The following is a 23,396-nucleotide window of genomic DNA, read 5'->3' as shown; positions in this document are numbered from 1 at the left end:
AAATGATACTACTATGAGTTGAACAGGAGAAAAATAGTGTAATGGAGGAGATAGAGTGGGAGCAGTTACTAAAGAGGACTTAATGGAGTTAAAAAACATTTCTCAACCTGTAAGTGGAGATAAAGAGATTTTTTATTTAGAGACACAGATAAATCAAGAAAAGAACCGGTATGAAACCAAAATTTTTAGCTTGAATAAGCAAACAAAAAAACGAAAGGAATGGGGAGACTCTGGCTCAGTTAATACAGCGATTCAATTATCTCCGAATAAAAAATGGTTAGCTTTTTTATCTAATGAAAAAACAGAAAAGAAAATGCAATTGAAAGTGATGTCTGTAGAAGGAGGAAAAGCTTTTTCCTTAACAGATGAAGAAGAGGGTGTCCAATCTTTTAAATGGACACCAAATAGCTCGAGTATCTACTTTCAGACAAGTAAATCTACCAAAAACAAAGAAAAAGATTCAGAAAAAAAAGAGCTTCCAGAACCAGCAATATATGATGAAGTAACGTATAAATTGGATGGTCAGGGAATTTTAGATAGAGAAAAAGTATTCCAGCTCAAAAAAATTATGCTGTCTACAAAAAGCAGTGAATTAATATATGAAACAGAAAAATCTGTCCAATTAAATTATGTAGGAAAAGATGAAAGTTTTGTAATCATTTCAGATGAAAGAAACAAAGAAGATGAATGGGATTTTGGAGGAACGGTTTACTGGTTGGATACAGAAACAAAAAAACAACGCTCTTTATCCGAAAGTATACCACACGGTGAATTTAGTTATGGCGCGATGAATGCTTCTGAAGATTACTTGCTATTAGCGGGACATGATTATACTTATGGTTTTGTTACTCAAACGAAAATATACGGATATAATTTACAGACGAATCAACTTAGCTGTCTGACGACCGAATTGGATCGAGAAATTGGAGATGTCCTCGTTGGAGATTTTCAACAACAAACAAAGGGAGTAGAAATCGAGTGGTTAACAGATAAAACATATCTTTATCCTGTCTCCCATCAGGGGAAATTGCAACTCTATAAAGGGGAAATACAGGGTGCTCAGGAGCTATTATTTGATGAACCTGTCCATCTAACAGATGCATCACTCGACAGAAATTCCATGAAATTGGTAGTCGGTTATTCAACATTTTCAAATCCAAGTGAGTTAGCTGAAATAGATTTGGCAAATCCGATTATGCGCTCTTTGTACAATCCAAATGAAGAGTATATGGCCTCCCATCAGTTAGTTGAACCTGAGCGATTCTGGTTCAAAGGTGCAGACGATTGGGACATTGAAGGCTGGTATCTTTCTCCAGTCGATGATACAAAAAAACACCCAGCTATCCTTTATATTCATGGAGGACCGCAAGTGGCTTATGGGGAAACATTTTTCCATGAAATGCAAACTTTAGTCCACAAAGGTTACGGCGTGATCATGATCAATCCACGCGGCGGAAACAGTTATGGACAAGAATTTGTAGCTTCCATACTCAATGCATATGGTGACAAAGACTATGAAGATTTGATGTTAGGAACGGACGCTGTGCTCGCCGATCATTCAAATATCGATAGAGAGAAACTCTTTGTAACAGGGGGAAGTTATGGAGGATTCATGACGAATTGGATCGTCGGACATACGAATCGATTTAGAGCAGCCGTAACGCAACGGTCGATTTCAAATTGGATCAGTTTTTATGGAACGAGTGACATAGGACCGTTCTTCGTCCCTTATCAACTCGGAGCCGATTTAACAGATACAGATGCTCTCTGGAAAATGTCGCCATTAGCTTATGCACAAGATGCAACAACCCCATTGCTTCTTATACACGGTCAGGAAGACTTGCGTTGCCCTCTTGAACAAGGGGAACAATTTTATATCGCAATGAAACGCCAGAAAATAGAGACAAAAATGATGACATTTCCAAAATCTAGCCATGGTCTATCGCGAAATGGATTACCTAATTTGCGCATGAAACGCTTAGAGGCAATCGAACAATGGTTCAGTGAACACGGGGACACAAAATAGTGTGAACACGAAAAATCAATGGATATATGCAAAACCTTGTCTGCTATCTTCAAAGCAGACAAGGTTTTGTGTTTGGAAAAACGAATTTCCTTGTGGAATGGAGTGGTTTCCCGTATGATTTTTTAGAATGCAAAAAACGGAGGACGGTTATGAAAAAAATAGGAATACAATTTTATTATGGATGGATCATTGTTTTTATTGGTGCCTTGAGCATTTTCTTTTCGGGACCCGGCCAAACTTATTCGGTCTCTATTTTTATAGATTTCTACATTGAAGAATTCGGATGGAGCAGAAGCCAAATATCTAGTTTTTACTCGATTGCAACATTGATATCTGGATTTTTTATGCCCGTTGTCGGAAACTTGATCGATAAAAAAGGACAACGCAAAGCAACTATAACGGTGGCTTTATTATTTGGACTTACGTTGATCTGGATGAGCATGATCCAAGCACCTTGGATGATTCTTATCGGATTCCTATTTATTCGAATGTTTGGTCAAGGATCACTTACTCTGATACCAAACGTACTTATTCCCCAGTGGTTTGTGTCTAAGCGAGGCCGAGCTTTGTCTTTTATATCTTACGGTGGGGTAATGGGTGCGGCGTTTATCCCTCCCTTAAATAATTATCTTATTCAAAACTATAGCCTTTCTATAGCTTGGTTGTTTTGGGCGGCAATGATGTTTTTCATTCTTCTTCCAATTGCGTTCTTCTTTATGAAGAACCGACCTGAAGATATTGGGCTGTTACCGGATGGGGCTGAAAAATTAAGTGAACTGAATAAAAGTAAAGCGAAACCTGCCTCGGAGGCTGTTTCCTGGACTTTGCAAGAGGCAAAACAAACACGATCATTTTGGCTGATGTTATTTGTATCGGCTGTGCCATCCTTATTAAATACAGCTATCACTTTCCATATCGTTTCGATCATCGGTGAGAAAGGATATGGAGCCACATTCGCTGCTTTCTTACTGAGTACGATTGCAATTACTCAAATGGTGCTCACGGTGTTTGCTGGCTATACAGTGGAAAGAGTCCCTGTTCATATAGTGAAAGGGTTTAACTATATACTTTATGCAGGAGTTATTTTCCTGTTGATATTCGCTAATAATGATATTTATCTGATCGGGTTCGCAATTTTACAAGGATTCTTCATGGCATTTGATACGGTAAGTACTGGTGTTTTATGGCCGAACTATTTTGGCAGGATGCATTTAGGTAAAATTAGAGGATTGACAATGGCAGCAATGGTTATTGGTTCTGCTCTAGGACCATTCCCATATGGGGTGGCTTATGATTATTTAGGTAGTTACAATCAGATATTACTTGTTTCCATCGCGTTGCCGGTATTTGCAAGTATAGCCAGCTTTTTATCACCTGCACCCGTTCACAAAAGTATGGAATAATTTTTTTCAAATAGAGTAAAAGAATATAGTTAAGAGGCTGGGACAAAAGTCCCAGCCTCTACTCATTTAACGAACTTCTCTTTCAAAAACGTGCATCAAAAAGCAGACCCGACATCCGCTTCACAATGCCATAGTCGGTATGTTTCAGCAACTTATGGATAGAGTATACGGAGCTCTATTCGAGTCTGAACGCCTTTTGACTCACGCTCTTTTTACTACAGGAATAAAGGTTTCTCAATAGTGTCAAAGGTACTCTCACCATTTCAAAAAACTAAACTCGTCTTGTACGCTAAGAATATTATCTGCCATGACATTTTTTGTATTTTTTTCCGCTGCCACATGGACAAGGATCATTTCTTCCTACTTTTGGTACATGAACAGGTTGACTTGTGTCTAATGGTTGAGAAGCTTTCTTCTCTTTTTTAGATCGATTAATTTCCATAGGTGTATGCCCACGATAAATCCATTTTCGAGTATTACTTGCTAAAGCCATGTATCGTCCGGCAAAAGCTTCTATCTCTTCTTGAGTTAGAAATTCGAAATGATAGGCATTTTTAAGTTCGTTTAGTACATCCTGTAGTTGATTTTCAAATTTACAGCTTATCGCAATAGAATGAGCCATTTTATCAACTAATTTATTTGGAACGACCTCTTGCAGGAACTTTTGCATTTCTTTGAAGTAAGTTGACCGTTTATTACTTTCTTCTTCGGCCCATTTACGAATGTATACTTCTTTTGGTGTGAAGTAACGGTAACCGCGGGCTTCTTGGTAAAGCTTTTTTGCTTGGTAAATATCAAGATAGTGGGTAGAAAAAACCAATTTATAAGATAAAGAATAAATATCTGAACGTTTGGCAAGTTCTACAATTTTTTCTTGAATATCTTCAAGTGTGAGGAGCTGATCTTTGTGATTGCGATTCCAGACTGAATGAAGATGATCCAAGTCGAACACGCCATATAGCTTAGTGAAAGCAACTAAATATGTGTCCAACTGTTGGTTTGTCAAGAGGCTTTTGCTAACCTCTTGTTTATGACTTTCATTAGTGTAGAGTGTTTTTAATTCTTCTGGAAAAACTAATGAGAATGTACCGTTTGAATAATATAAATACAATATCCCATTGAGAATGAAAGAATATAAAGTACGTAAAGAATAAGGTAAACTCTCAATATTCTCAAAAGAAGTATTTTCTGACAAGGACTCAAGAATATCCGTTTCATCTTTAGTCAAATATGGGATAGCATCTTTAAATAAAGAAATCATATGAGCTGACAAATCGGCAGCTACATCTGCCTTGGGGTAACTTTTTTTAACAGATGCGGCCTGATATTCAGCAATGACTAACATATCCTTTTTTGTATACGTTTGCAGACAATTTTCTAAGGTCTGCTCTGGTTTTTTATGAATAATCATTGCCTCAACCATATTATTAAACAAAGAGTCTTGTTTGGTTAAGTTGTAAAAATCTACTTTCATTTTTTCACTCCTAAGTATAAATAAAAACAGAATAAAAGAGCCGCCTAAAAGCGGTCCAGTTCCTCACTGTTAAGTTCATAAAATAAATTTGTTTCAAAAAAATGATGGAAAATAAAATCATTTTTTTGAATAACATTTTTTAATATCTTCATGCAATTGCCTCGATTATTGAAAAAAGCTAAATTTGTTCTCCATACCCTCTAAAAGTATACCAAAAAAAATTCAAAAGGAAAACTTTCCTTTTGAAAAAAGCGACAGTATGTTTAGGGTTCACTTAATCAAAGGATGCAGAAAAGAAATTGTAAAGAAAAGAGTAATGAATTCACTCATCAGAACTGTTAACCAAACACCGTCCATTTTCAAAAAAACTGATAAAATGAACAGGAGAGGAACAACGGCTACGATACCACGCATGAGGGATAAAAAGAATGCATGCCGTGGTTTAGCAGTAGCTGAAAAGATAGAAATAGCAACTATATTTATACCCATTATTGGGAATGCAAGGAAATACAAGTTTATGCCTCGTTCAGCAATTGAATATAATTCTAAATTATTTTCAGCGTTAAAAAAAGTAATGAGAGTATCTGTAAAGAGAACTCCGGCTAAATAAAAAAAGAGTCCCATTCCCATACTTATAAAGAGCACAGTTTTGATGAGATATTTGCTGTTTTTATGATTGCCCGTGCTGTATTCTCTACTTAGTAATGGTTGAAGTCCTTGTCCGATCCCCGAAAATAAAGCAACTGCAATTAATGATAAATTTGCTATGATCCCGTATGCAGCAATGCTTGTGTTTCCGGATAAGGTAAGAAATACACTGTTGAACAAAAAAATGACCAACCCGGATGAGAAGTCCGTAAATGAAGAAGGGAATCCAAAAGAAAATATTTCTCTAAGTGTGGAAAAGAAGCTTGTTGGTTTAGCAAAGGACAAATGGTGATTCTTGCGAAAGAAGTGCAGAAGAGTAAGAAGAGTACTTATCGTAGGACTCAGTCCACTTGCAAGGGCTGCCCCGAACATTCCCCAAGAAAAAAGATAGATAAATACATAATCTAAAATGACATTCAAAAGATTCCCCGTAATCATCGCAATCATTGCCAGCTTGGGGTTGCCATCATTCCGCAGAAAACTGATCATTACTTGATTTAACATAAAAAAAATGGAAAAAGAAAGAAATGTTCGCAAATATGTTGCAGCCATGAGAACGAGAGAACCAGTACCGCCTAATAGACGGACTAATTCTACTGAAAAGGATCTCCCAACGAATGTAAATACCAATCCAATTAAGAATGAGAGCAATAGAGAAAAAGTAAAATAAGTGGCACTTTTTATATGTTGACTGCGTGCTCGATTGATAGAAAAAAGTGTAGCCCCTCCTACACCCAATAGAATCCCTATGCCATTGATAACGTTATAAGCTGGAATGACTATATTGAGAGCAGCCAAGCCATCTTTTCCTATTCCATTGGCTATAAATAAAGTGTCTACAACAATGTAAAAAGATAAGCCGACCATACTCACTAAGCTAAAAGATATATGAGAGAATAATTCTTTATTCAAAAAAGAAAAAATGGGAAATTGTTTGTTCAAAAAATCCACCTACTTTGAAAGACATGGTTCAGTTTACTAAATCAGGAGAAAGATTTTTAAAGACTCCACTATATATTCTATAGGAATAAGGTAGCAACGTCTACAAACAAAATCAAGGGAATCGATCAGTTTTCTTGCAGTCTAGTTTAATCGGATTCTGTTGATTGAGATTATATAAGAGTGAATCATAAAAATAGTAAAGTATAAAAAAGGAGTCCAGTAGCAAGTAAACAGACTCTAAAAAAAGTGTTTTCATGACGATTTTTTTTTGTTATACTATCTAAACTATAATAAAAATTTAGATGAATATAAAATTGCTACACAATAGAATAAAGGGGGGCTTGCGTGAAGCAAAGAGAAACCAGTTTGAACCAAATTTATATTGGTAGATTAATTTCCGAAAACACAAAAGTCTTGTTTTTGATTGCATACGCTTTCTTTTTGTTCGCCGTTGCTTTTTTATTTAATTCGCCTTCTGAAATACTTCATGGTCAGTGGACCATTCTAATTTCTCCAGCCAACCTGATCACGGACTATTTCGCATTAACGAGTGTTGGAGCTACTTTTTTCAATTCTGCCTTGATGGTTCTCCATGCTATAGGTATTGTCCGATTGACTAAAGCGAAAATTAACGGACCAGTGATTGCAGGTGTGTTGACAGTTTCGGCTTTTGCTTTTTTTGGAAAAAATTTATATAATTCTATGCCAATTGTTTTAGGAGCATTTTCTTACGCGAAATATGTCAGAATGCCTGCAGAAAAATCATTATTATCTGCTCTTTTTGGAACTGCTTTAGGACCTCTGGTAAGTGAAATATCTTTTAATTTGAATTTGCCACTGGCTCTCGGAATTCTATTAGGTAGTACTGTAGGGTTTATGGTCGGATTTATTCTCCCTCCGTTAGCAAATCACAGTGTTCGTTTTACAGAAGGATATAGTGTCTATAATGTCGGTTTTACTAGTGGAGTAGTGGGAACTATTTTCACCTCTATTATTCGGGCTTTTGGTTATGACATAGAACTTGTTTCACTTTTGGCAGAAGGCTATAATGATTCGCTATACCCACTGTTAATTTTTTTGTTTACAATAATGTTTCTTGTAGGTTTGATTATGAATTCATGGTCATTAACGGGATACAAAAAATTGTTGCAGCGATCTGGAAAACTTTCTACTGATTTTATTGATTTGGATGGATTTAGAATTACACTGATCAATATGGCATTTTTAGGTTATGTATCTTTAGGGTATGTCTACTTTCACGGTGGGGAGTTGAATGGACCTGTAATTGGAGGTATTTTAACTGTAGTGGGATTTGGTGCTTTTGGAAAGCATGTAAAAAATGTATTGCCCATATTAATTGGAATCTCTCTTATGGGTATTTTAAATCAGTATGATATGAGCAGTACTGCTATCATGATAGCTGGTTTATTTGGCACCACGCTTGCCCCGATTGCCGGGAAATACGGAATGCTCGTTGGGATGGTTGCAGGAGCGATACATCTATCCGTTGTAACGAATACTTCTTTTTTACACGGAGGAGTAAATTTGTATAATAATGGATTTGCTGCTGGTTTTGTAGCTGCGGTCCTGATTCCATTGCTTGAGTCAATACAGTATCATACGGAAGAAAGAAGAATTCAGAATGAACCGGATAATCCTGCCGAAGAAGTAGAAAAAATCAGAGATGAGAAATCATATAAGTAGATCAATGGCGTAATTCGGTTTTTGGAGATCAAGATCAATAATCCGGTTACAAATTTGTATAGGATTTGGTACAATGGTTTCAGTTGAATCAAGAGAGGAAGAACATCGTGGCCAAGCATTTATTTCTAAGTTTTTTTAAAAAAAGCTTCAAATTTAAAGGAAGAACAAGCCCGTCTGTTTATTGGATGACTCATTTAGTATTGTGGGGATTAGAATTTACACTCAATTTATTTGGTACCCTGTTTCCGTTTATAGAAAAAGTCGCTTTTGTCTGGGTGCTTATTCTGATCATTCCATCAGCAAGTATGATGATCAGGCGTTTGCATGATACTAATCGAAGCGCATGGCACTTACTATACTTTTTCATTCCCATTTTTGGACAAATTGCATTGCTTATATTCCTTATCCGTTCAGGAGATTCTAAAGCGAACAAATATGGTCCAGAGCCCGAAAAACTTTCATTCTAAGTATTTATTAAAGTATAATGAATGTATATGAGAGAATAGTAAAAAAAAAACATTTTCTAGTGGTTTTGTAAGCTCCTCCTTTCTTATTGTGCTATAATTTAGTCGATAGAAAAATGGAGGGATGTATCATGTTCAAAAAATTAGTGGGCCCATTGGCTCTTGTTTCTTTAACTCTTTTTGCTTGTGGTGAAGATACTGCAACAGAAGAAGGGGAAGATACAACCGCACAAATGGACACATCGGTAACAGCCGAATCAGAAGTAGAAGATCCAAATGACATTATTAATAAAATTAAAGAAGATTCAGAAAATGATGAAGCACCTAAACCTACTTTAGATTTTAGTTCCGGCGTTTCATGGATGGAACAAGGATATACAGCTGTTGCAGATGAATCAGGTAATGCAACGATCACAGGATATGTCGAAAATGCAGAGTCTTTATATGTAATAGAAAACGGAGAAGTAACGGAAGAATTAGAGTTAACCGATGCAGGTGACTTTGAATACGTTTCTGCTGTTTTGGAAGAAAAACAAATTTATTTAGCAGTTGATGAATCGCTAGAAGCTGGACAGACAGATATAGATATTGAAGGTCTGAGTCGAGTAGAACCGATTACTTTAACCACAGAATAATTATACATAAAAACCCCGTTAGCTTGAAAAAAGCTAATGGGGTTTTTTGGAATGGATTCATAGCTCTTGATCATGATTTGCAATGTTTCATTCCTCATTTACTAAAATAGCGGTCCCTCCATCTTGACGACCCGGTAGTAGGAATTCAATTGCACCTACTTTATCGGATGAATAAGAAATGTTCGAATAGCTATCTGTCCATTTTCCAGAAGTGTTTTCTGGTAACGGGATACTAATTTTTTTAGCATTTTCTCTAGTGTTCAAGGCAACCACTACTTTTTCTCCTTCAAATTCTCTGGAAAAAACAACATACCCTTCATCGTTACTCCCAAGTACAGTAGACCGGTTTCCTTTTGCAAATACGAGTGAATGTTTTTTGCGAATTGACAGCAACTGCTTATAATGATCAAGCAAATCATTTGTTTCTATTTTATCCCAGTCAAAATCATAACGATTTTCTCCATATTCACCCTCGTCCATATTTCCTGCTGCTGCTCCAGTTTGCCCGATTTCTTCACCATAGTAAATTACAGGCTGTCCTTTTGCCGTCAATTGTAGTGAAGCCGCTACTTTTAATTTGCTTTCATCGTGACCGGCATACCTATATAAAAATCCGTCTTCGTCATGACTAGATAAAAATTGCGCAAAAGTGTGAGTGGAGTCGATCGTTTCATTCCGTCTAATCAATTCTTCGTTCACTCCCTCAACGTCCCAGTTAATAAATTGAGCCGCTAAATGCTTGAATTCGAAATCGAGTAAACTGTCCATTTCTCCATCCAATAAATAGCCTCCTGTATCGTTCAAACTTGCACCATAATATTCTCCCAAAATTTTAAAGTCAGGTTGGATGGAAACAAGCATATTCTTAAAGGCTTTCCAAGTTGTATCTTCTACATGTTTTACGGTATCTACTCGGAAATAATCAATCGTATTTCCACTCGTCGTACGGGTTCGCTCGATCCAATCACTTTGCCATTCAATCAATTGCTGACGGACAGCAGGATCTTCCGTTCGAAAGTCGGGAAGACCGGAGAGCTCCCCTTCTATAGGGTGATCAACAATTGGATTTAGTCGCAACATGCCTGCAAACCGTTGCTGTTCTTTTTCTGTCGGAAAGTTTTCTATAGCTGGATTTTGATCGATTTCTTTCAAACCGTATCCGCTATGGTTCAACACGACATCTACCATCAACTTTATTCCATGGTCATGCGCTGTATCAATCAATCTTTTGAATGTTTCTATATCTCCTAGATGCTCATCCAGTTGCGTGAAATTTTTGGCCCAATAGCCATGATAACCGTATTGATCGTCACCAACTTGTCCCCTTAAATTCCAGTCGATATTATCAACAATAGGTGTTATCCATAACGTGTTCACACCCAGTTCTTTTAAATATTCCATTTTATCGATCAGTCCTTGAAAATCACCGCCGTGATAGGTTTCCAAATGGGAAGGATCGTAGCCAATATTTTGAGGGTCATTATTAGTTGAATTACCATCGTGAAAACGGTCTGTTAACGCAAAGTAAATGACAGCTTCGTCCCAATCAAAATCGTCCATCTGCTGGTTATCCGATTCGGTTATCAGGACAGAATCCGAATAAGATATGCTATCCCCGGCAGTATCCAAAACGGTAAGTGTAATTGTTTTTTCACCGGGTCCGATAGTATCAGAAACAGCTAATGAAAATTGATTTAATTCTAGATCCATTATGTACGGTTCTTCAATACCTAATTCTTGAGCATCAATACTGATTTCTTCAACAGTGTCATTCAGTAGTTTTTTTTCAACGGTTATGACAAAGTGATCACGAATTGTTCCCTCTGTTGGAGAAAGGGTAAAACTTTCTTGTTCAAAAGGATCAAAGGACTCCTGTTTCGTCTCGGGTGAAGAACAGGACGCTAATAGTAGTAGTGTGCTCATTAAAGGTAGTATAGCTAGTTTCATAATTATTGGAGAAACAAATCAGACCAGGATCTGATCCATTGCCTCATCACTTTCCTCCTTATACATTAGCTTATTTATTTACTATCACAATAAAAAACTTCAGCAATACCCAGCAGAGTGGGATTTGTTTTAACATTACTCAATTCACTTTAGCACTTTCCTCTTGAAATGAGAATGACGTTAGCGTTGTTAGCGGTAACACTTTATTAAAAAGAGTAGAGGCCGGAACTTTTTTGTTCTAGCTTCTACTCTTTTTAATTCTTTTGTAACGGACTCTAAAAGCTAGAGCCGATATCTATTTCATGATGCTGTAGTCATTGATGCGGAAACAACTTAGGGGGAGAAAATCCGCATTAAAAAACCAGTTGTCCCCTCTTCTTAAAAAGTTACTTCTTTTTGAACGTTGTATAGCGATAGTTGTCACAGTAGATGATCTGTAATCCACATTTTTCAGCGATAATTTCCATTGCTTCAGGAGTGAAAAAAGAAACATGAGATAAGTCACGCATATAGTGCCATCCAAAGAATTTTTCCGGATCTTTTTTGTGAAACAAAGTCATCACAGCAAAGATTCCATCTTCTTTTAGTAAGGATGTGAGCTCTTTGAAAATTGGAATAGGGTCAGCAATATGTTCGACTACTTCCGTCGTGGTGATCAAATCATATTTTTGATTGGAATAATGTGGATCGGGCTCATAAAACTTGTCATAGAGTGTATAGAGAAATTCAAAGTCTCTTTCCATTAATTGAGCCAAGACAGGTGAAGGACCACTCCCAAAGTCAAGAGCCTGTCTTTGATCATTTTTTAAATAAGGGAAAACAGCTGCTGTCAGAAATTTCATAAAAAAATCGACGTAGCGAGGATCATCGATTGAATTATTATGATTCTCGTAAATTTGGAACTCTTCTTCCTGGCTAATATAAGCTGTGGAATCACGACTGATAAATAAACAGGCACTACATTCATGAAAAACAGTCCCGTGATGAGGGTCTACTTTTTCAATGGTAGGAGATTGACAAATCTTACAGTTCATAATGGCCTCCCTTTCTTTTTTCTGTAATAGTGTACCAAAAAAAATACCGGAATTCGACTCTAAACGAGAGTCATAAGTAAAGAAAAGGCTTGCAGGAAAAATGTTCCTGTGGTAAGATTTGGTCAAATTGAAAATTAATTTCATTAATTGTATAAAATTTTAGAGCGAGTTAAAAAATTTGACAGTTAATGAAAAGGTTTCCACATTTTGCTTTTTTAACCAAAAATTAATAGGAGGACAAATAATATGATAGAAACAAAAGGATTTCCTAAAGGTTTTTTATGGGGGGGAGCAACAGCTGCTAACCAATGTGAAGGTGGATACGATGAAGGTGGACGTGGATTAGCTAACGTCGATGTCGTTCCAATTGGAGAAGATCGTTATCCAATTATAACAGGGAAGCAAAAACATATTGAATTTGATGAAGATCATTTTTATCCTGCTAAAGAAGCTATTGATATGTACCATCGCTATAAAGAAGACATTGCTTTATTTGGAGAAATGGGATTCAAGACCTATCGTTTATCGATTGCATGGTCAAGGATTTTTCCTAAAGGTGATGAAAAAGAGCCGAATGAAGAAGGACTAAAATTTTACGAAAACTTATTTAAAGAATGCCATAAACATAATATTGAACCATTGGTTACCATTACTCACTTTGATGTTCCGATGCACTTAATTGAAGAATATGGTGGCTGGAGAAATCGTAAAATGGTCGACTTTTATGAAAATCTTGTAACAGTATTGTTTAACCGCTACAAGGGTTTAGTAAAGTATTGGTTAACTTTTAATGAAATAAATGTGATTCTACATGCACCTTTTATGGGAGCCGGTCTGTATTTCAAAGAAGGCGAGAATGAAATGCAAGTAAAGTATCAAGCAGCTCATCATGAATTAGTTGCTAGTGCAATTGCTACAAGAATAGCACATGAAGTGGATCCTGAAAATAAAGTAGGATGTATGCTTGCAGCGGGTCAATATTACCCATTGACACCAAAACCAGAAGATGTGTTTGAAGCAATGCAGAAAGACCGTGAAAACTACTTCTTTATTGACGTACAATCTCGAGGAGAATATCCAGCTTACGCATTAAAAGAGTTGGAAAGAGAAGGCGTAGAAATAAAAATGGAGCCAGAGGATGCTGAAATATTGAAAGCTAACACAGTCGACTTTATTTCGTTTTCATATTATGCTTCCCGTATTGCTTCTGCTGAACCTGTAAAAGAAGATGCTACAGATGGAAACTTAATGGGCACAGTTAAAAATCCTTATCTTGAGGCTTCCGAATGGGGATGGCAAATTGATCCACTAGGAATGCGGATCACGATGAATGCAATGTACGATCGCTATCAAAAACCACTGTTCATCGTTGAGAATGGATTGGGTGCAGTAGATACACCAGATGAAAATGGTTATGTAGAAGATGACTATCGCATCAAGTATCTAGCTGAGCATATTGAAGCTATGCGTGATGCAATTAACAAAGATGGAGTAGAAGTATGGGGGTATACAACCTGGGGATGTATCGACCTAGTAAGTGCAAGTACAGGCGAAATGAAAAAACGTTACGGATTCATCTATGTAGATAGAGATAATTACGGAAAGGGTACCCTAGAACGTTCGAAGAAAAAATCATTCTACTGGTACAAAAATGTAATTGAATCAAACGGGAAAGATTTGTCTTTAGATGTAGAAGTTAAATAAAAACAAAAAGCGACTCTTCAAGTTTTTCTTGAAGAGTCGCTTTTTGAATAACATCATTTAGTGTACTTTACTGAATGGTATTCGGGATTTTTATCGATAACGTGTTTAGCATAGGAACATTCAGAAATGATTTTTCTGTCTTCAGCTCGGGCAAAGGCTACCATATGATCAACTAGCTGGCGTGCAATTCCTTGGCCACTGTATTCTTTATTTACCACAGTATGAAGAATAGTGAATGTATTGTCTGAACTTTCCTTATATTCTATACGCCCAACTGTTTCTCCTGAATCGGTTTCAGCGAAGATTCTACTTTTTTCACGGACATGATTGTATTGAATTTCCATATGCTCCCCCTTTTCATAAAGTCAGATAACAACAATGTAACATAGAAGACAAGAAGGACAGTTTAAGATGCTGAGTCATCAGTTTTTTGTTCTGCTTTATATTTTTCCTGATCAGTTAAGCGAACAAAAGGATAGTATATGATCGTTGAAACGGTGACTGTGATTACTTGAATAACAGCTCCGCTCAATTTGCCACCGGTTGCTAAATAACCACTGATGATGGGGGGCATCGTCCAAGGAACAACGATCCCTGCAGGTTTTGCTACAAGGCCTAAAAGCATTGCGTAGTAAGTAATTAGAGCTGTTGCCATTGGAGCTAAAATGAAAGGGATAAGTAATTTGAAATTTAATACGACTGGTAGACCAAACAGGACGGGTTCATTAATATTGAAGATTCCAGGAAAGAATGAAAGTTGACCCATTGCTTTGTTCTGTTTGCTCTTACTCATGAAGAAAAGCACAATAACTAAACCAATAGTGGCGCCGCCACCACCCATCCAGACAAAATTCAACATGAATTCATTCGTGATGATATTTGGTAATTCCTCACCAGCTTCGAATGCCATCCGATTTGCATCTGTATTTTGAAGCCACACGGGTTGAATAATAGGATTTGTTGTATTCGCCCCATGAATACCCAGAAACCAAAAGAAAGAATTCAAACCGACCATGAATAGCGTTCCCCAGATGCTACTGCCTATGAAGCTCAATGGACGTCCTAAAGTATTCGTTAACAAATCATGTATATTTTCAATTCCCAAAAGCTCGAGGAGAATATAGGTTACCGCCCAGAAAAGAATAACCATAAAACCGGGTAAAAGTGCCGCGAAAGACTGACTAACTGCCGGTGGGACACCTTCAGGCATCCGAATGATCCAATTTTTACGGATGAAGAATGTGAAAATTTCAGTTGAAATGAGGCCCACGACGATAGCTACGAATAGTCCAGTACTTCCAAGATAAGTATAATTTACTCCTGAGCCTGTTTCTGCTATTAAATCGGGAGTGACCAGAATATAAGCTGATATGGCAATGATACCAGAAGAGATGCCGTCGACATCGTAATCACGCGCTAAACTGTTGGCGATCCCAAAGACAGCAACCAATGCCATAATTCCGAATGAGGCACTGACGATTTTTCCAAACCATGCGGTAATTCCTAATTCTTGTAGTAATTCAATATATCCAGGTATAGGTAAGTTTCCCAATACTAGAAAAACAGATCCAATTATGATTAAAGGCATAGCTAGAACGATTCCATCACGTAATGCTTTTAAATGGCGTTGCCCGGCAACCTTTGCTGCCCAAGCTTCAACTTTTTCTAACATACACTGACCTCCATTAAATTATATTTATTTTTCTACAAAAACAAAGGTAGACCAAGGTTTGACATAATCAAGTAAAAATAAAGACTCTGCGGGGATTTTAGCAACGATATTTCGAGACCCGTCGTCGCTTATTTCTTTTAAAGCAATTTGTGTTTCACCTTTATATTGACCCATGGTGTCGTTACATATAAGAACATCGCCCTTAGCGATCGGACCTGTAGAATGAGGACTGAAATCACTGTTTTTATACTTGACTCTTGTTTGAGACGAACGAATCATGTAAGCAGACCGATCACCACGATATTGATGGATTTCTTTTGAGATGACTTCTTTCTCTACGGCTGATACCTGGTCATTAAACTGAATCGGAATTTGAGGATGTGCACTAAAGAAGGCTTTAGACATTGCTTCTAGTTCTTCTTCAGAGGCAAAGGCATTCCCAATCAGTAAATCATCGATCGAATTCATTAATTGATAGTGACTAACTTGGGTAGCAATAGGTAAATCACGGTGGGCTTCAAGCGTACAAAGTCCAGACTGTACTGGCCAAGGACCTAATTCTCCTTCTTGGGATGTTACGAAAGCCGCAGTATGCAATCGGTGTTGATTGAATTGTTGAGTAGTTCTTTCAAAATGATCCTGAGCTAATCCTGAATAACGTTGAGGATAAAAGTTATGGGAAGCAGTAAGTAATTCTATATTCGGGTGAAAACTCATTACTTGATCTATATAATTAGTTCCACTACTCATGTTTACTTCAATTTGGAGTTGATAGTTATTTTTTGACATTAAAGATTCTTCCGCACCGCTAAAGCCCAGGTCCAATCGAATTCCTGATGCCCCCATATCATGGAAAAAAGATAAATCATCGTAACTGATATTTAACTGTCCAAATAAATTTGGATTGATATCCAAAACGGTTTCCATATCAATCGAATTTCCATAGCGAATAATCTCTTTAAACATAGCGATGACCTCTTGAGTATCTCCTTCAATTTCTAAAAGACTTGTAAAGATTCTTGAAAAGCCATACTTTTTCGCTTGATCTAGATACCTTTTATTCTCTTCAAATGTTGATTTAGCTGGATAAATGGATACACCAATTTTTTTCATGCTATTTCTCCTCATCTTGCATAAGATTTTTTAAACCGAATAAAAATGCGAAACGCTACCCTCCGATCCTTATGAATTGTAAGCTCTACCATGATTATATATAAAGGATTTTCCAATCACAACAATTTGGCTTTTTTATTCAATTACCGGGATAATAAATTCATAATATAACATCCGTAACATAAGAACAAGCTAATGAAAGTATCGTAAATTTGCATGGTTTGGTTATGTGTGATAGGGTTATGAAAGTGAGTTTTTTCGGCAAGAGTGTGTCGTGCCGGGATTTTGACAGAATCCCAAGAATTTCAACTAAGAAAAAATGAGAATTCACTCATTTGCTTTTTCGTGCTAAAAAGATTAGGGTGAATAACAAATTTTACTAAGCGGAAATTTTTACAGCAAATCGCGAATCACAGATAGTATGTATAGTTAAAAAAATAGGAGGAATTGGATGTTAAAAGGAAGAAAATTGCAATTAAGTATGGGTGTTTCAGCAGCGTTGTTACTAGGAGCTTGTGGAAATGGTGAAGAAGCAGATTCAAATGGTGATGGAGCAAGTATAAGTGAAGAACTAGATTACACTATTACAGGGATCGAGCCTGGCGCAGGTACTACAGCTAAAGCTCATGATACGATTGAAGCGTACGACAACTTAGAAGGTTGGGAGTTAGATGAAAGTTCTACAGCAGGAATGGTTACTTTACTTGATCAAGCATATTCGAATGAAGAACCAATCATAGTAACAGGGTGGACTCCTCACTGGATGTTCCAAGAATATGATTTGAAATATTTAGAAGATCCTAAAAATGCAATGGGCGAATCTGAAGGAATTAATACACTTACCCGATTAGGACTTGAAGAAGATATGCCGAATGCAGTTCAAATTTTAGATGCATTTGAGTGGGAAACCTCAGATATGGAAAGCGTCATGCTAGAGGCACAAGATGTTTCCTTTGAAGTGGCTGCTCAAAACTGGATAGATGACAATCAAGAAATCGTAACTGAATGGACTGAAGGCGTTGAAGAAGGAAACGGTGAAACTATTTCTTTGGTGTCGACACCATGGGATACTGAACGTTCTTCTGCCTCTGTGATTCAAAATGTTCTTGAAAGTCACGGATTTGAAGTTAAAGTTTCTACTGTAGATCCAGCAATTATGTTTGAAGCTCTTGCAACTCAAGAAGCAGATGCATCATTAGCTGCATGGTTACCTCTCACTCATGAGGCTTTCTTAAACAATCATAAAGAAAATCTAGTAGATTTAGGTCCGAATTTAACAGGAGCAAAAATCGGAATGGTTGTTCCAACTTATATGGATATTGATTCAATAGAAGATTTGGAACCAAAACAATAAAAACTGACTAATTCAGGAAAGAGCTCACTTCTTAGTTGAAGTGAGCTTTTTTTGAACATTCTCTTTAATTTCCGCTTATTTTATCTATAATTAGGGTTAAAGGAGCGAAAAAAATGAAAATACATCTTGGAAATGAAATATGGAATCAAGCTGGGGCATTTTCAGTAAGAATGGCAGTTTTTGTTGTGGAAAGAGGAATTGCTCTTCAAGAAGAATTTGACTCAGTAGACGAAAAAAAACCAAATTATATTGTCATTTATGACGAAAATCATCCGATTGCAACGGGAAGATACTCCATGAAAGGGGGAGTGATCCGTCCAGGAAGGATTGCAGTCCTAGCTTCGCAACGTAAAAAAGGGTTAGGTAAAGTAATTGTAGAAGAAATCGAAAAAATAGGTAAGGATGCGGGGTGCCGGCAGTCTCTCATTCATGGTGAAATGACAGCTGTTCCTTTTTATGAAAAAATAGGATATGTACAAAACTCTACTCGGTTTATAGAAGATGGCGTAGAATGCATAAAATTAATTAAAGATATTTAAAAGAGAGTAGGAAAGAAAGTGCAGACAAAATTTCTAAAAAGTGCAGAGAAAGTCATGGAATTCATGCGTGGTCGCTACGGATTCGATGTTTTTTCTAAATTCTTGATGTATTCCAGCGCAGGTTTCATGTTAAGTGCCTTGATAACTCAAATCACCTTATTTTCAACAGTTGGATTCACGTTAATGATATATGCTTACATGCGCGCACTGTCTCGCAATCACCTGGGACGATACAAAGAATTACAGTTTTACCGGAAAGTGAAAGGGAAAGTCCAACGTAAATCTAAAAAAATGGGGAACGTGTTCAACACACTAAAAATCAAATGGATGCAGAGAAAGATATATAAATACTATAGTTGTCCTGAATGCAAACAAAAAATACGAGTGCCAAAAGGAAAAAACAAGGTCAAAATTACTTGTCCCAATTGTCAAGCACAGTTTATAAAGAAAACCTAATAGGGAATTGTTAACCGGGTCATCGAGTCAGGTTTTTTAGACCTCATTATGGTATACTTTTACCTAAATAACTATAAAAAGAGAAAAACTGGGCAAAAACTTTGCTCAGCTTTTTCTGGTGGAAAGAAAAACTAAAGGGGTATATATATGGTGAAAATGATTGTTGGACTAGGAAATCCAGGTGCTAAGTATCGAGAAACAAAACACAATATTGGATTTATCACAATAGACGAGTTTGTTCATCAACATGGAATCGGTCTAAATAAGACGAAATTTGAATCAGTTTACGGAGAAGGATTTATTGGAAATGAAAAAGTAATAATCGTTAAACCACAGACCTTTATGAATGACTCAGGAAGAGCCGTTCGTTCTTTGATGGATTATTTTGATATTGAAGTGAGCGATTTAGTCATTATATATGATGATATGGATCTTCCAACAGGTAAAATACGGCTAAGACAAAAAGGGAGCGCGGGTGGACACAATGGCATAAAAAGTGTGATTCAGCACATTGGAACGCAAAACTTTAACCGTATTCGTATAGGGATCGGACGCCCGCTAACGAATCAATCGGTAGTTTCACATGTATTGAGCCCCTTTTTGAAAAATACGCATGACGAGATGTTAAGTTCTGTTAAGCAAAGTGCGGAAGCCTTAACTTACTGGATAGATCAACATAGTTTTGTGGACACAATGACGAAGTTTAATTAACGAGGAAAGGAGGAGGACTGTGGGAACTATAACAGAATACATTGGACAATTGCCTCAAGTCCAAAAAATTGTTGACAATATGGATCAAGCTACTACTCAATTGATCACGGGACTATCTGGGTCTGCTCGTACTGTATTTATGGCCTCACTAGTAGAACGAAAAGAGAAACAAATTGTGGTTGTTACTCAAAATTTGTTTCATGCGAATCAGTTAGTCGAAGATTTGATGGGGCTTCTTCCAGAAGAAAAAGTCAAATTATTTCCCGTTGATGAAATGATCCATGCTGAAATGGCATTTGCCTCTCCGGAAGCCCGTGCAGAAAGAGTGGAGACACTCAATTTCATCATAAACAATCAACCAGGAATTGTGGTTACACCTGTTGCTGGTTTACGAAAAATTTTACCACCCAAAACTTTGTTTGAAGATGCTCAATTAAAAATCAGAATAGGTGGAGAAGTAGAACCACACGATCTTTTGACTCACTTAGTTGAGATGGGATACGCCAGAGAACAAATAGTAGCTTCCCCTGGAGAGTTCAGCATCCGCGGTGGAATTATCGATATTTATCCTTTAACGGAAGAAAACCCTGTTCGTATTGAATTATTTGATACAGAAGTTGATTCATTACGCTTTTTTGATGCAGAAAAACAACGTTCAATAAGAAACATTGAAGAAATAACTATTGTTCCAGCTTCTGAGCAAATTTATTCGCCATCGTTATTGAAAAACGCAGCACTCAACTTAGAAAAAAGCTTAGCCAAAGAATTAAAAAAAATAAAAACAGATGAAGAAAAAAAAATGCTCTCTCAATATATGAATGAAATGATCCGTTTGATGCAGGAAGGAGAGATGCATGACGATTTAGGTCTGTTTGTCGATTTTATCTATCCGGAATACTCGTCTATTGTGGATTACTTAAGTGAAGATTCCATTGTATTGATAGATGAATACCCGCGTATAATAGAAACAAATAGACGATTGGAAGAAGAAGAATCCGAGTGGGTTGCCAGCCGACTTCAAGATCGAAGAATTCTTTCCACCCAAATTTTTTCAAATGATTTTCGTACTGAAATTAAAAAAGTAAATCAGAATCTGATTTACTTTGCAATTTTTCAAAAAGGCATGGGGAATTTACGGTTTGACTCCATTCATCCTTTTCAGTTTAGAGCAATGCAACAATTTTTTGGCCAAATGCATTTGTTGAAAACAGAAATGGATCGTTGGAAAAAGCAAAACTATACAGTCGTTGTTATGACTGTTGATGATGAAAGAGCCGAAAAGGTACAACAAACATTAAAGGATTTTGAAATGGAAGCACAGCTTTCGAAAAATGGAGACATCAAAGAAAGAGAAATACAAGTTATACCAAGTACAATACAAACGGGATTCGAGCTTCCAGAAGAAAAATTAGCTGTTATAACAGAAAAAGAATTGTTTAATCGAGTAAAGAAAAAGAAGGTCAGAAGGACAAATCTGTCCAATGCCGAAAGGCTAAAGAGTTATTCTGAATTAAAAGCGGGCGATTTTGTTGTGCATATCCACCATGGTATCGGTCGGTATACGGGTATGGAAACATTAGAAGTGGATGGGGTACACCAAGATTATCTCTCTATAGTCTATAAAAATGATTCTAAATTATTCATACCCGTAACTCAATTGGATTTACTCCAGAAATATGTGGCTTCTGAAGGGAAAACTCCACGTATCAACAAATTAGGTGGTACAGAATGGGCTAAAACTAAACGCAAGGTTGAAAGTCGCGTCGAAGATATTGCCGATGAATTAATTGAGCTTTATGCAATCAGAGAGCAAGAAGTCGGATATGGGTTTTCAAAAGATAACGGTTATCAGCAAGAATTTGAAGAAGCTTTCCCATATAGAGAAACAGAAGATCAACTACGTAGTATTGAAGAAGTAAAAAGAGATATGGAAAAAGCAAAACCTATGGATAGACTGATCGTAGGGGATGTTGGATATGGTAAAACAGAAGTGGCTATGCGAGCTGCTTTTAAAGCAATACAAGATCAAAAGCAAGTTGCTTTTCTGGTTCCAACAACTGTTCTCGCTCAACAACATTACGAAACAATGTTAGAAAGGTTTCAGGACTTTCCTGTAGGGATAGGATTGCTAAGTCGTTTTCGAACCCGTAAACAGCAAACTGAAACCCTTAAAGGAATAGAAAAAGGTTATGTGGATATTGTAGTAGGTACACATCGCGTCTTATCAAAGGATGTTAAATTTCAAAACCTGGGGTTGCTCATTGTAGATGAAGAACAGCGATTTGGAGTAAAACACAAAGAGAGATTGAAGCAACTAAAAGAAGAAGTGGACGTATTGACACTGACCGCTACTCCTATACCAAGGACGCTGCACATGTCTATGTTAGGGGTAAGAGATCTTTCAGTTATCGAAACCCCACCAGCTAACCGATATCCTGTTCAAACTTATGTAATGGAAATGAACGCAGGTGCTATTCGTGAAGCAATTGAGCGTGAAATTGCTCGAAACGGGCAGGTGTTTTATCTCTATAATCGTGTTGCCACAATTGAAAAAAGAGTAGATGAACTCCAACAATTGATTCCTGAGGCGCGTATCGCTTATGCCCATGGCCAAATGAGTGAGGGACAATTAGAGAATGTGCTTTTCGAATTTGTTCAAGGTGAATACGATATACTTGTTACCACCACCATCATTGAAACGGGTGTGGACATGCCCAATGTGAATACACTCTTAGTAGAAGATGCTGATTATATGGGGCTTTCGCAACTTTACCAGTTGCGTGGAAGAGTAGGACGTAGTAATCGTGTTGCTTATGCGTATTTTATGTATCAACCGAGTAAAGTGTTAACTGAAGTAAGCGAAAAAAGGTTGCAAGCTATCAAAGACTTTACGGAACTAGGATCGGGCTTCAAAATTGCTATGAGAGACTTGTCCATACGTGGTGCAGGAAATTTGTTGGGGAAACAACAACATGGATTTATCGATTCTGTTGGGTTTGATTTATACTCGCAAATGTTGTCTGAGGCTGTCGCTCGTAAAAAAGGCGATAATCCAAAAGAAAAAACGACAGTTGAAATCGATTTAGGATTAGATGCGTATATTCCGAGCAATTATATTGAAGACGAAAGACAAAAAATTGAAATTTATAAGAGAATTAGGGAATTCAGTTCCGAAGAAGAATACTGGGAAATCCAAGAAGATTTAGTTGATCGTTTTGGAGATTATCCTCAAGAAGTAACGGATTTATTAAATATAGGGTTACTAAAAATGTACAGCGAGCAAGCTTTGATTGAAACAATCAAACGGACTGAACGATCGTTGTTCGTGAAATTCTCGGAAGTAGGAACCAGCCAATTACCTCTTCAAGAAGTGTTTAAAGCTTTACAAGACATTCCCTTGAAAGTAGATATGAATACGGATAATAAACAACTATCGGTTATCTTAAAAATCCGACCACAGATGGAATCTGCGAGTTGGATGGATTATCTCCTCATATTTTCAAAAAATATCAGTCAGTTCCAAGTGGATAAGGAAATGGGAAGTAAAGAATAGCTAAGAGAGCGAATCCG

17 protein-coding genes and 1 pseudogene are annotated in these 23,396 nt (G+C 37.0%); 11 read left to right on the top strand and 7 right to left on the bottom strand.

Translation table 11 applies throughout. The annotated features are described in order from the left end of the window. Positions 1-55 precede the first annotated feature (55 nt). Positions 56-2,026 (top strand): S9 family peptidase, encoded by a 1,971-nt coding sequence (locus tag H626_RS0103010; RefSeq protein WP_027108022.1) that lies wholly within the window; start codon positions 56-58, stop codon positions 2,024-2,026. Positions 2,027-2,175: 149 nt separating this feature from the next. Further along, positions 2,176-3,429 (top strand): MFS transporter, encoded by a 1,254-nt coding sequence (locus tag H626_RS0103005; protein ID WP_027108021.1) that lies wholly within the window; start codon positions 2,176-2,178, stop codon positions 3,427-3,429. A 298-nt stretch (positions 3,430-3,727) separates the two neighbouring features. Here the strand turns inward: H626_RS0103005 and H626_RS11785 are convergent. Then, a pseudogene (locus H626_RS11785) lies at positions 3,728-3,814 on the bottom strand (SEC-C metal-binding domain-containing protein); the annotation flags it as partial. A gap of 1,359 nt (positions 3,815-5,173) precedes the next feature. Next, positions 5,174-6,493 carry an MATE family efflux transporter gene (locus tag H626_RS0102990; protein WP_035618424.1) on the bottom strand — a complete coding sequence of 440 codons (1,320 nt, stop codon included), beginning with the start codon at positions 6,491-6,493 and terminating at the stop codon, positions 5,174-5,176. Positions 6,494-6,838: 345 nt separating this feature from the next. On the opposite strand from H626_RS0102990, the gene H626_RS10480 reads away from it, so the two are divergent. The 3 genes from H626_RS10480 to H626_RS0102975 all read left to right on the top strand — a co-directional run bounded on the left by H626_RS10480 (position 6,839) and on the right by H626_RS0102975 (position 9,296). After that, positions 6,839-8,197 (top strand): DUF1576 domain-containing protein, encoded by a 1,359-nt coding sequence (locus tag H626_RS10480; protein ID WP_051237747.1) that lies wholly within the window; start codon positions 6,839-6,841, stop codon positions 8,195-8,197. 107 nt (positions 8,198-8,304) lie between these two features. Beyond that, complete coding sequence (locus H626_RS0102980) at positions 8,305-8,664, top strand: DUF805 domain-containing protein (protein ID WP_027108018.1); 360 nt, start codon at positions 8,305-8,307, stop codon at positions 8,662-8,664. A gap of 128 nt (positions 8,665-8,792) precedes the next feature. After that, positions 8,793-9,296, top strand: a complete 504-nt coding sequence (locus H626_RS0102975) for a hypothetical protein (RefSeq protein WP_027108017.1) — start codon at positions 8,793-8,795, stop codon at positions 9,294-9,296. Between the two features lie 87 nt (positions 9,297-9,383). Here the strand turns inward: H626_RS0102975 and H626_RS10475 are convergent, their stop codons facing one another. Together H626_RS10475 and H626_RS0102965 are read right to left on the bottom strand one after the other, a co-directional pair. Beyond that, positions 9,384-11,219, bottom strand: a complete 1,836-nt coding sequence (locus tag H626_RS10475) for an alpha-amylase family glycosyl hydrolase (RefSeq protein WP_169449771.1) — start codon at positions 11,217-11,219, stop codon at positions 9,384-9,386. Positions 11,220-11,629: 410 nt separating this feature from the next. After that, positions 11,630-12,277: a class I SAM-dependent methyltransferase gene (locus tag H626_RS0102965; protein ID WP_027108016.1), complete on the bottom strand. Its 648-nt coding sequence runs from the start codon at positions 12,275-12,277 to the stop codon at positions 11,630-11,632. A 246-nt stretch (positions 12,278-12,523) separates the two neighbouring features. Here H626_RS0102965 and H626_RS0102960 point away from each other — a divergent pair, with 246 nt between their 5' ends. Then, positions 12,524-13,981 carry a 6-phospho-beta-glucosidase gene (locus H626_RS0102960; protein ID WP_027108015.1) on the top strand — a complete coding sequence of 486 codons (1,458 nt, stop codon included), beginning with the start codon at positions 12,524-12,526 and terminating at the stop codon, positions 13,979-13,981. 53 nt (positions 13,982-14,034) lie between these two features. Here H626_RS0102960 and H626_RS0102955 read toward each other — a convergent pair whose 3' ends face one another. From H626_RS0102955 to H626_RS0102945, 3 genes are all read right to left on the bottom strand, one after another. Then, on the bottom strand, positions 14,035-14,325 hold the full coding sequence (locus H626_RS0102955) for a GNAT family N-acetyltransferase (protein ID WP_027108014.1): 291 nt from the start codon (positions 14,323-14,325) through the stop codon (positions 14,035-14,037). A 62-nt stretch (positions 14,326-14,387) separates the two neighbouring features. Then, positions 14,388-15,653 carry a PTS cellobiose transporter subunit IIC gene (gene celB, locus H626_RS0102950; RefSeq protein WP_027108013.1) on the bottom strand — a complete coding sequence of 422 codons (1,266 nt, stop codon included), beginning with the start codon at positions 15,651-15,653 and terminating at the stop codon, positions 14,388-14,390. 24 nt (positions 15,654-15,677) lie between these two features. Then, positions 15,678-16,766 carry a DUF871 domain-containing protein gene (locus H626_RS0102945; RefSeq protein WP_027108012.1) on the bottom strand — a complete coding sequence of 363 codons (1,089 nt, stop codon included), beginning with the start codon at positions 16,764-16,766 and terminating at the stop codon, positions 15,678-15,680. A gap of 451 nt (positions 16,767-17,217) precedes the next feature. On the opposite strand from H626_RS0102945, the gene H626_RS0102940 reads away from it, so the two are divergent. The 5 genes from H626_RS0102940 to mfd all read left to right on the top strand — a co-directional run bounded on the left by H626_RS0102940 (position 17,218) and on the right by mfd (position 23,379). Next, entirely contained in the window at positions 17,218-18,120 is a 903-nt protein-coding gene (locus H626_RS0102940; protein WP_027108011.1) for a glycine betaine ABC transporter substrate-binding protein, read from the top strand. Between the two features lie 113 nt (positions 18,121-18,233). Continuing rightward, on the top strand, positions 18,234-18,659 hold the full coding sequence (locus H626_RS0102935; protein ID WP_027108010.1) for a GNAT family N-acetyltransferase: 426 nt from the start codon (positions 18,234-18,236) through the stop codon (positions 18,657-18,659). Positions 18,660-18,677: 18 nt separating this feature from the next. Further along, positions 18,678-19,115: a zinc ribbon domain-containing protein gene (locus H626_RS0102930; RefSeq protein ID WP_027108009.1), complete on the top strand. Its 438-nt coding sequence runs from the start codon at positions 18,678-18,680 to the stop codon at positions 19,113-19,115. A gap of 150 nt (positions 19,116-19,265) precedes the next feature. Continuing rightward, positions 19,266-19,826: an aminoacyl-tRNA hydrolase gene (gene pth, locus H626_RS0102925; protein ID WP_027108008.1), complete on the top strand. Its 561-nt coding sequence runs from the start codon at positions 19,266-19,268 to the stop codon at positions 19,824-19,826. A gap of 79 nt (positions 19,827-19,905) precedes the next feature. Next, positions 19,906-23,379 (top strand): transcription-repair coupling factor, encoded by a 3,474-nt coding sequence (gene mfd, locus H626_RS0102920; protein WP_051237794.1) that lies wholly within the window; start codon positions 19,906-19,908, stop codon positions 23,377-23,379. Positions 23,380-23,396: the final 17 nt, after the last annotated feature.

Source organism: Lacticigenium naphthae DSM 19658, from assembly GCF_000425865.1.
GTDB lineage: Bacteria > Bacillota > Bacilli > Lactobacillales > Carnobacteriaceae_A > Lacticigenium > Lacticigenium naphthae.
Note: the sequence above shows the minus strand (reverse complement) of the source record. Positions and strands in the feature narration are given on the sequence as shown.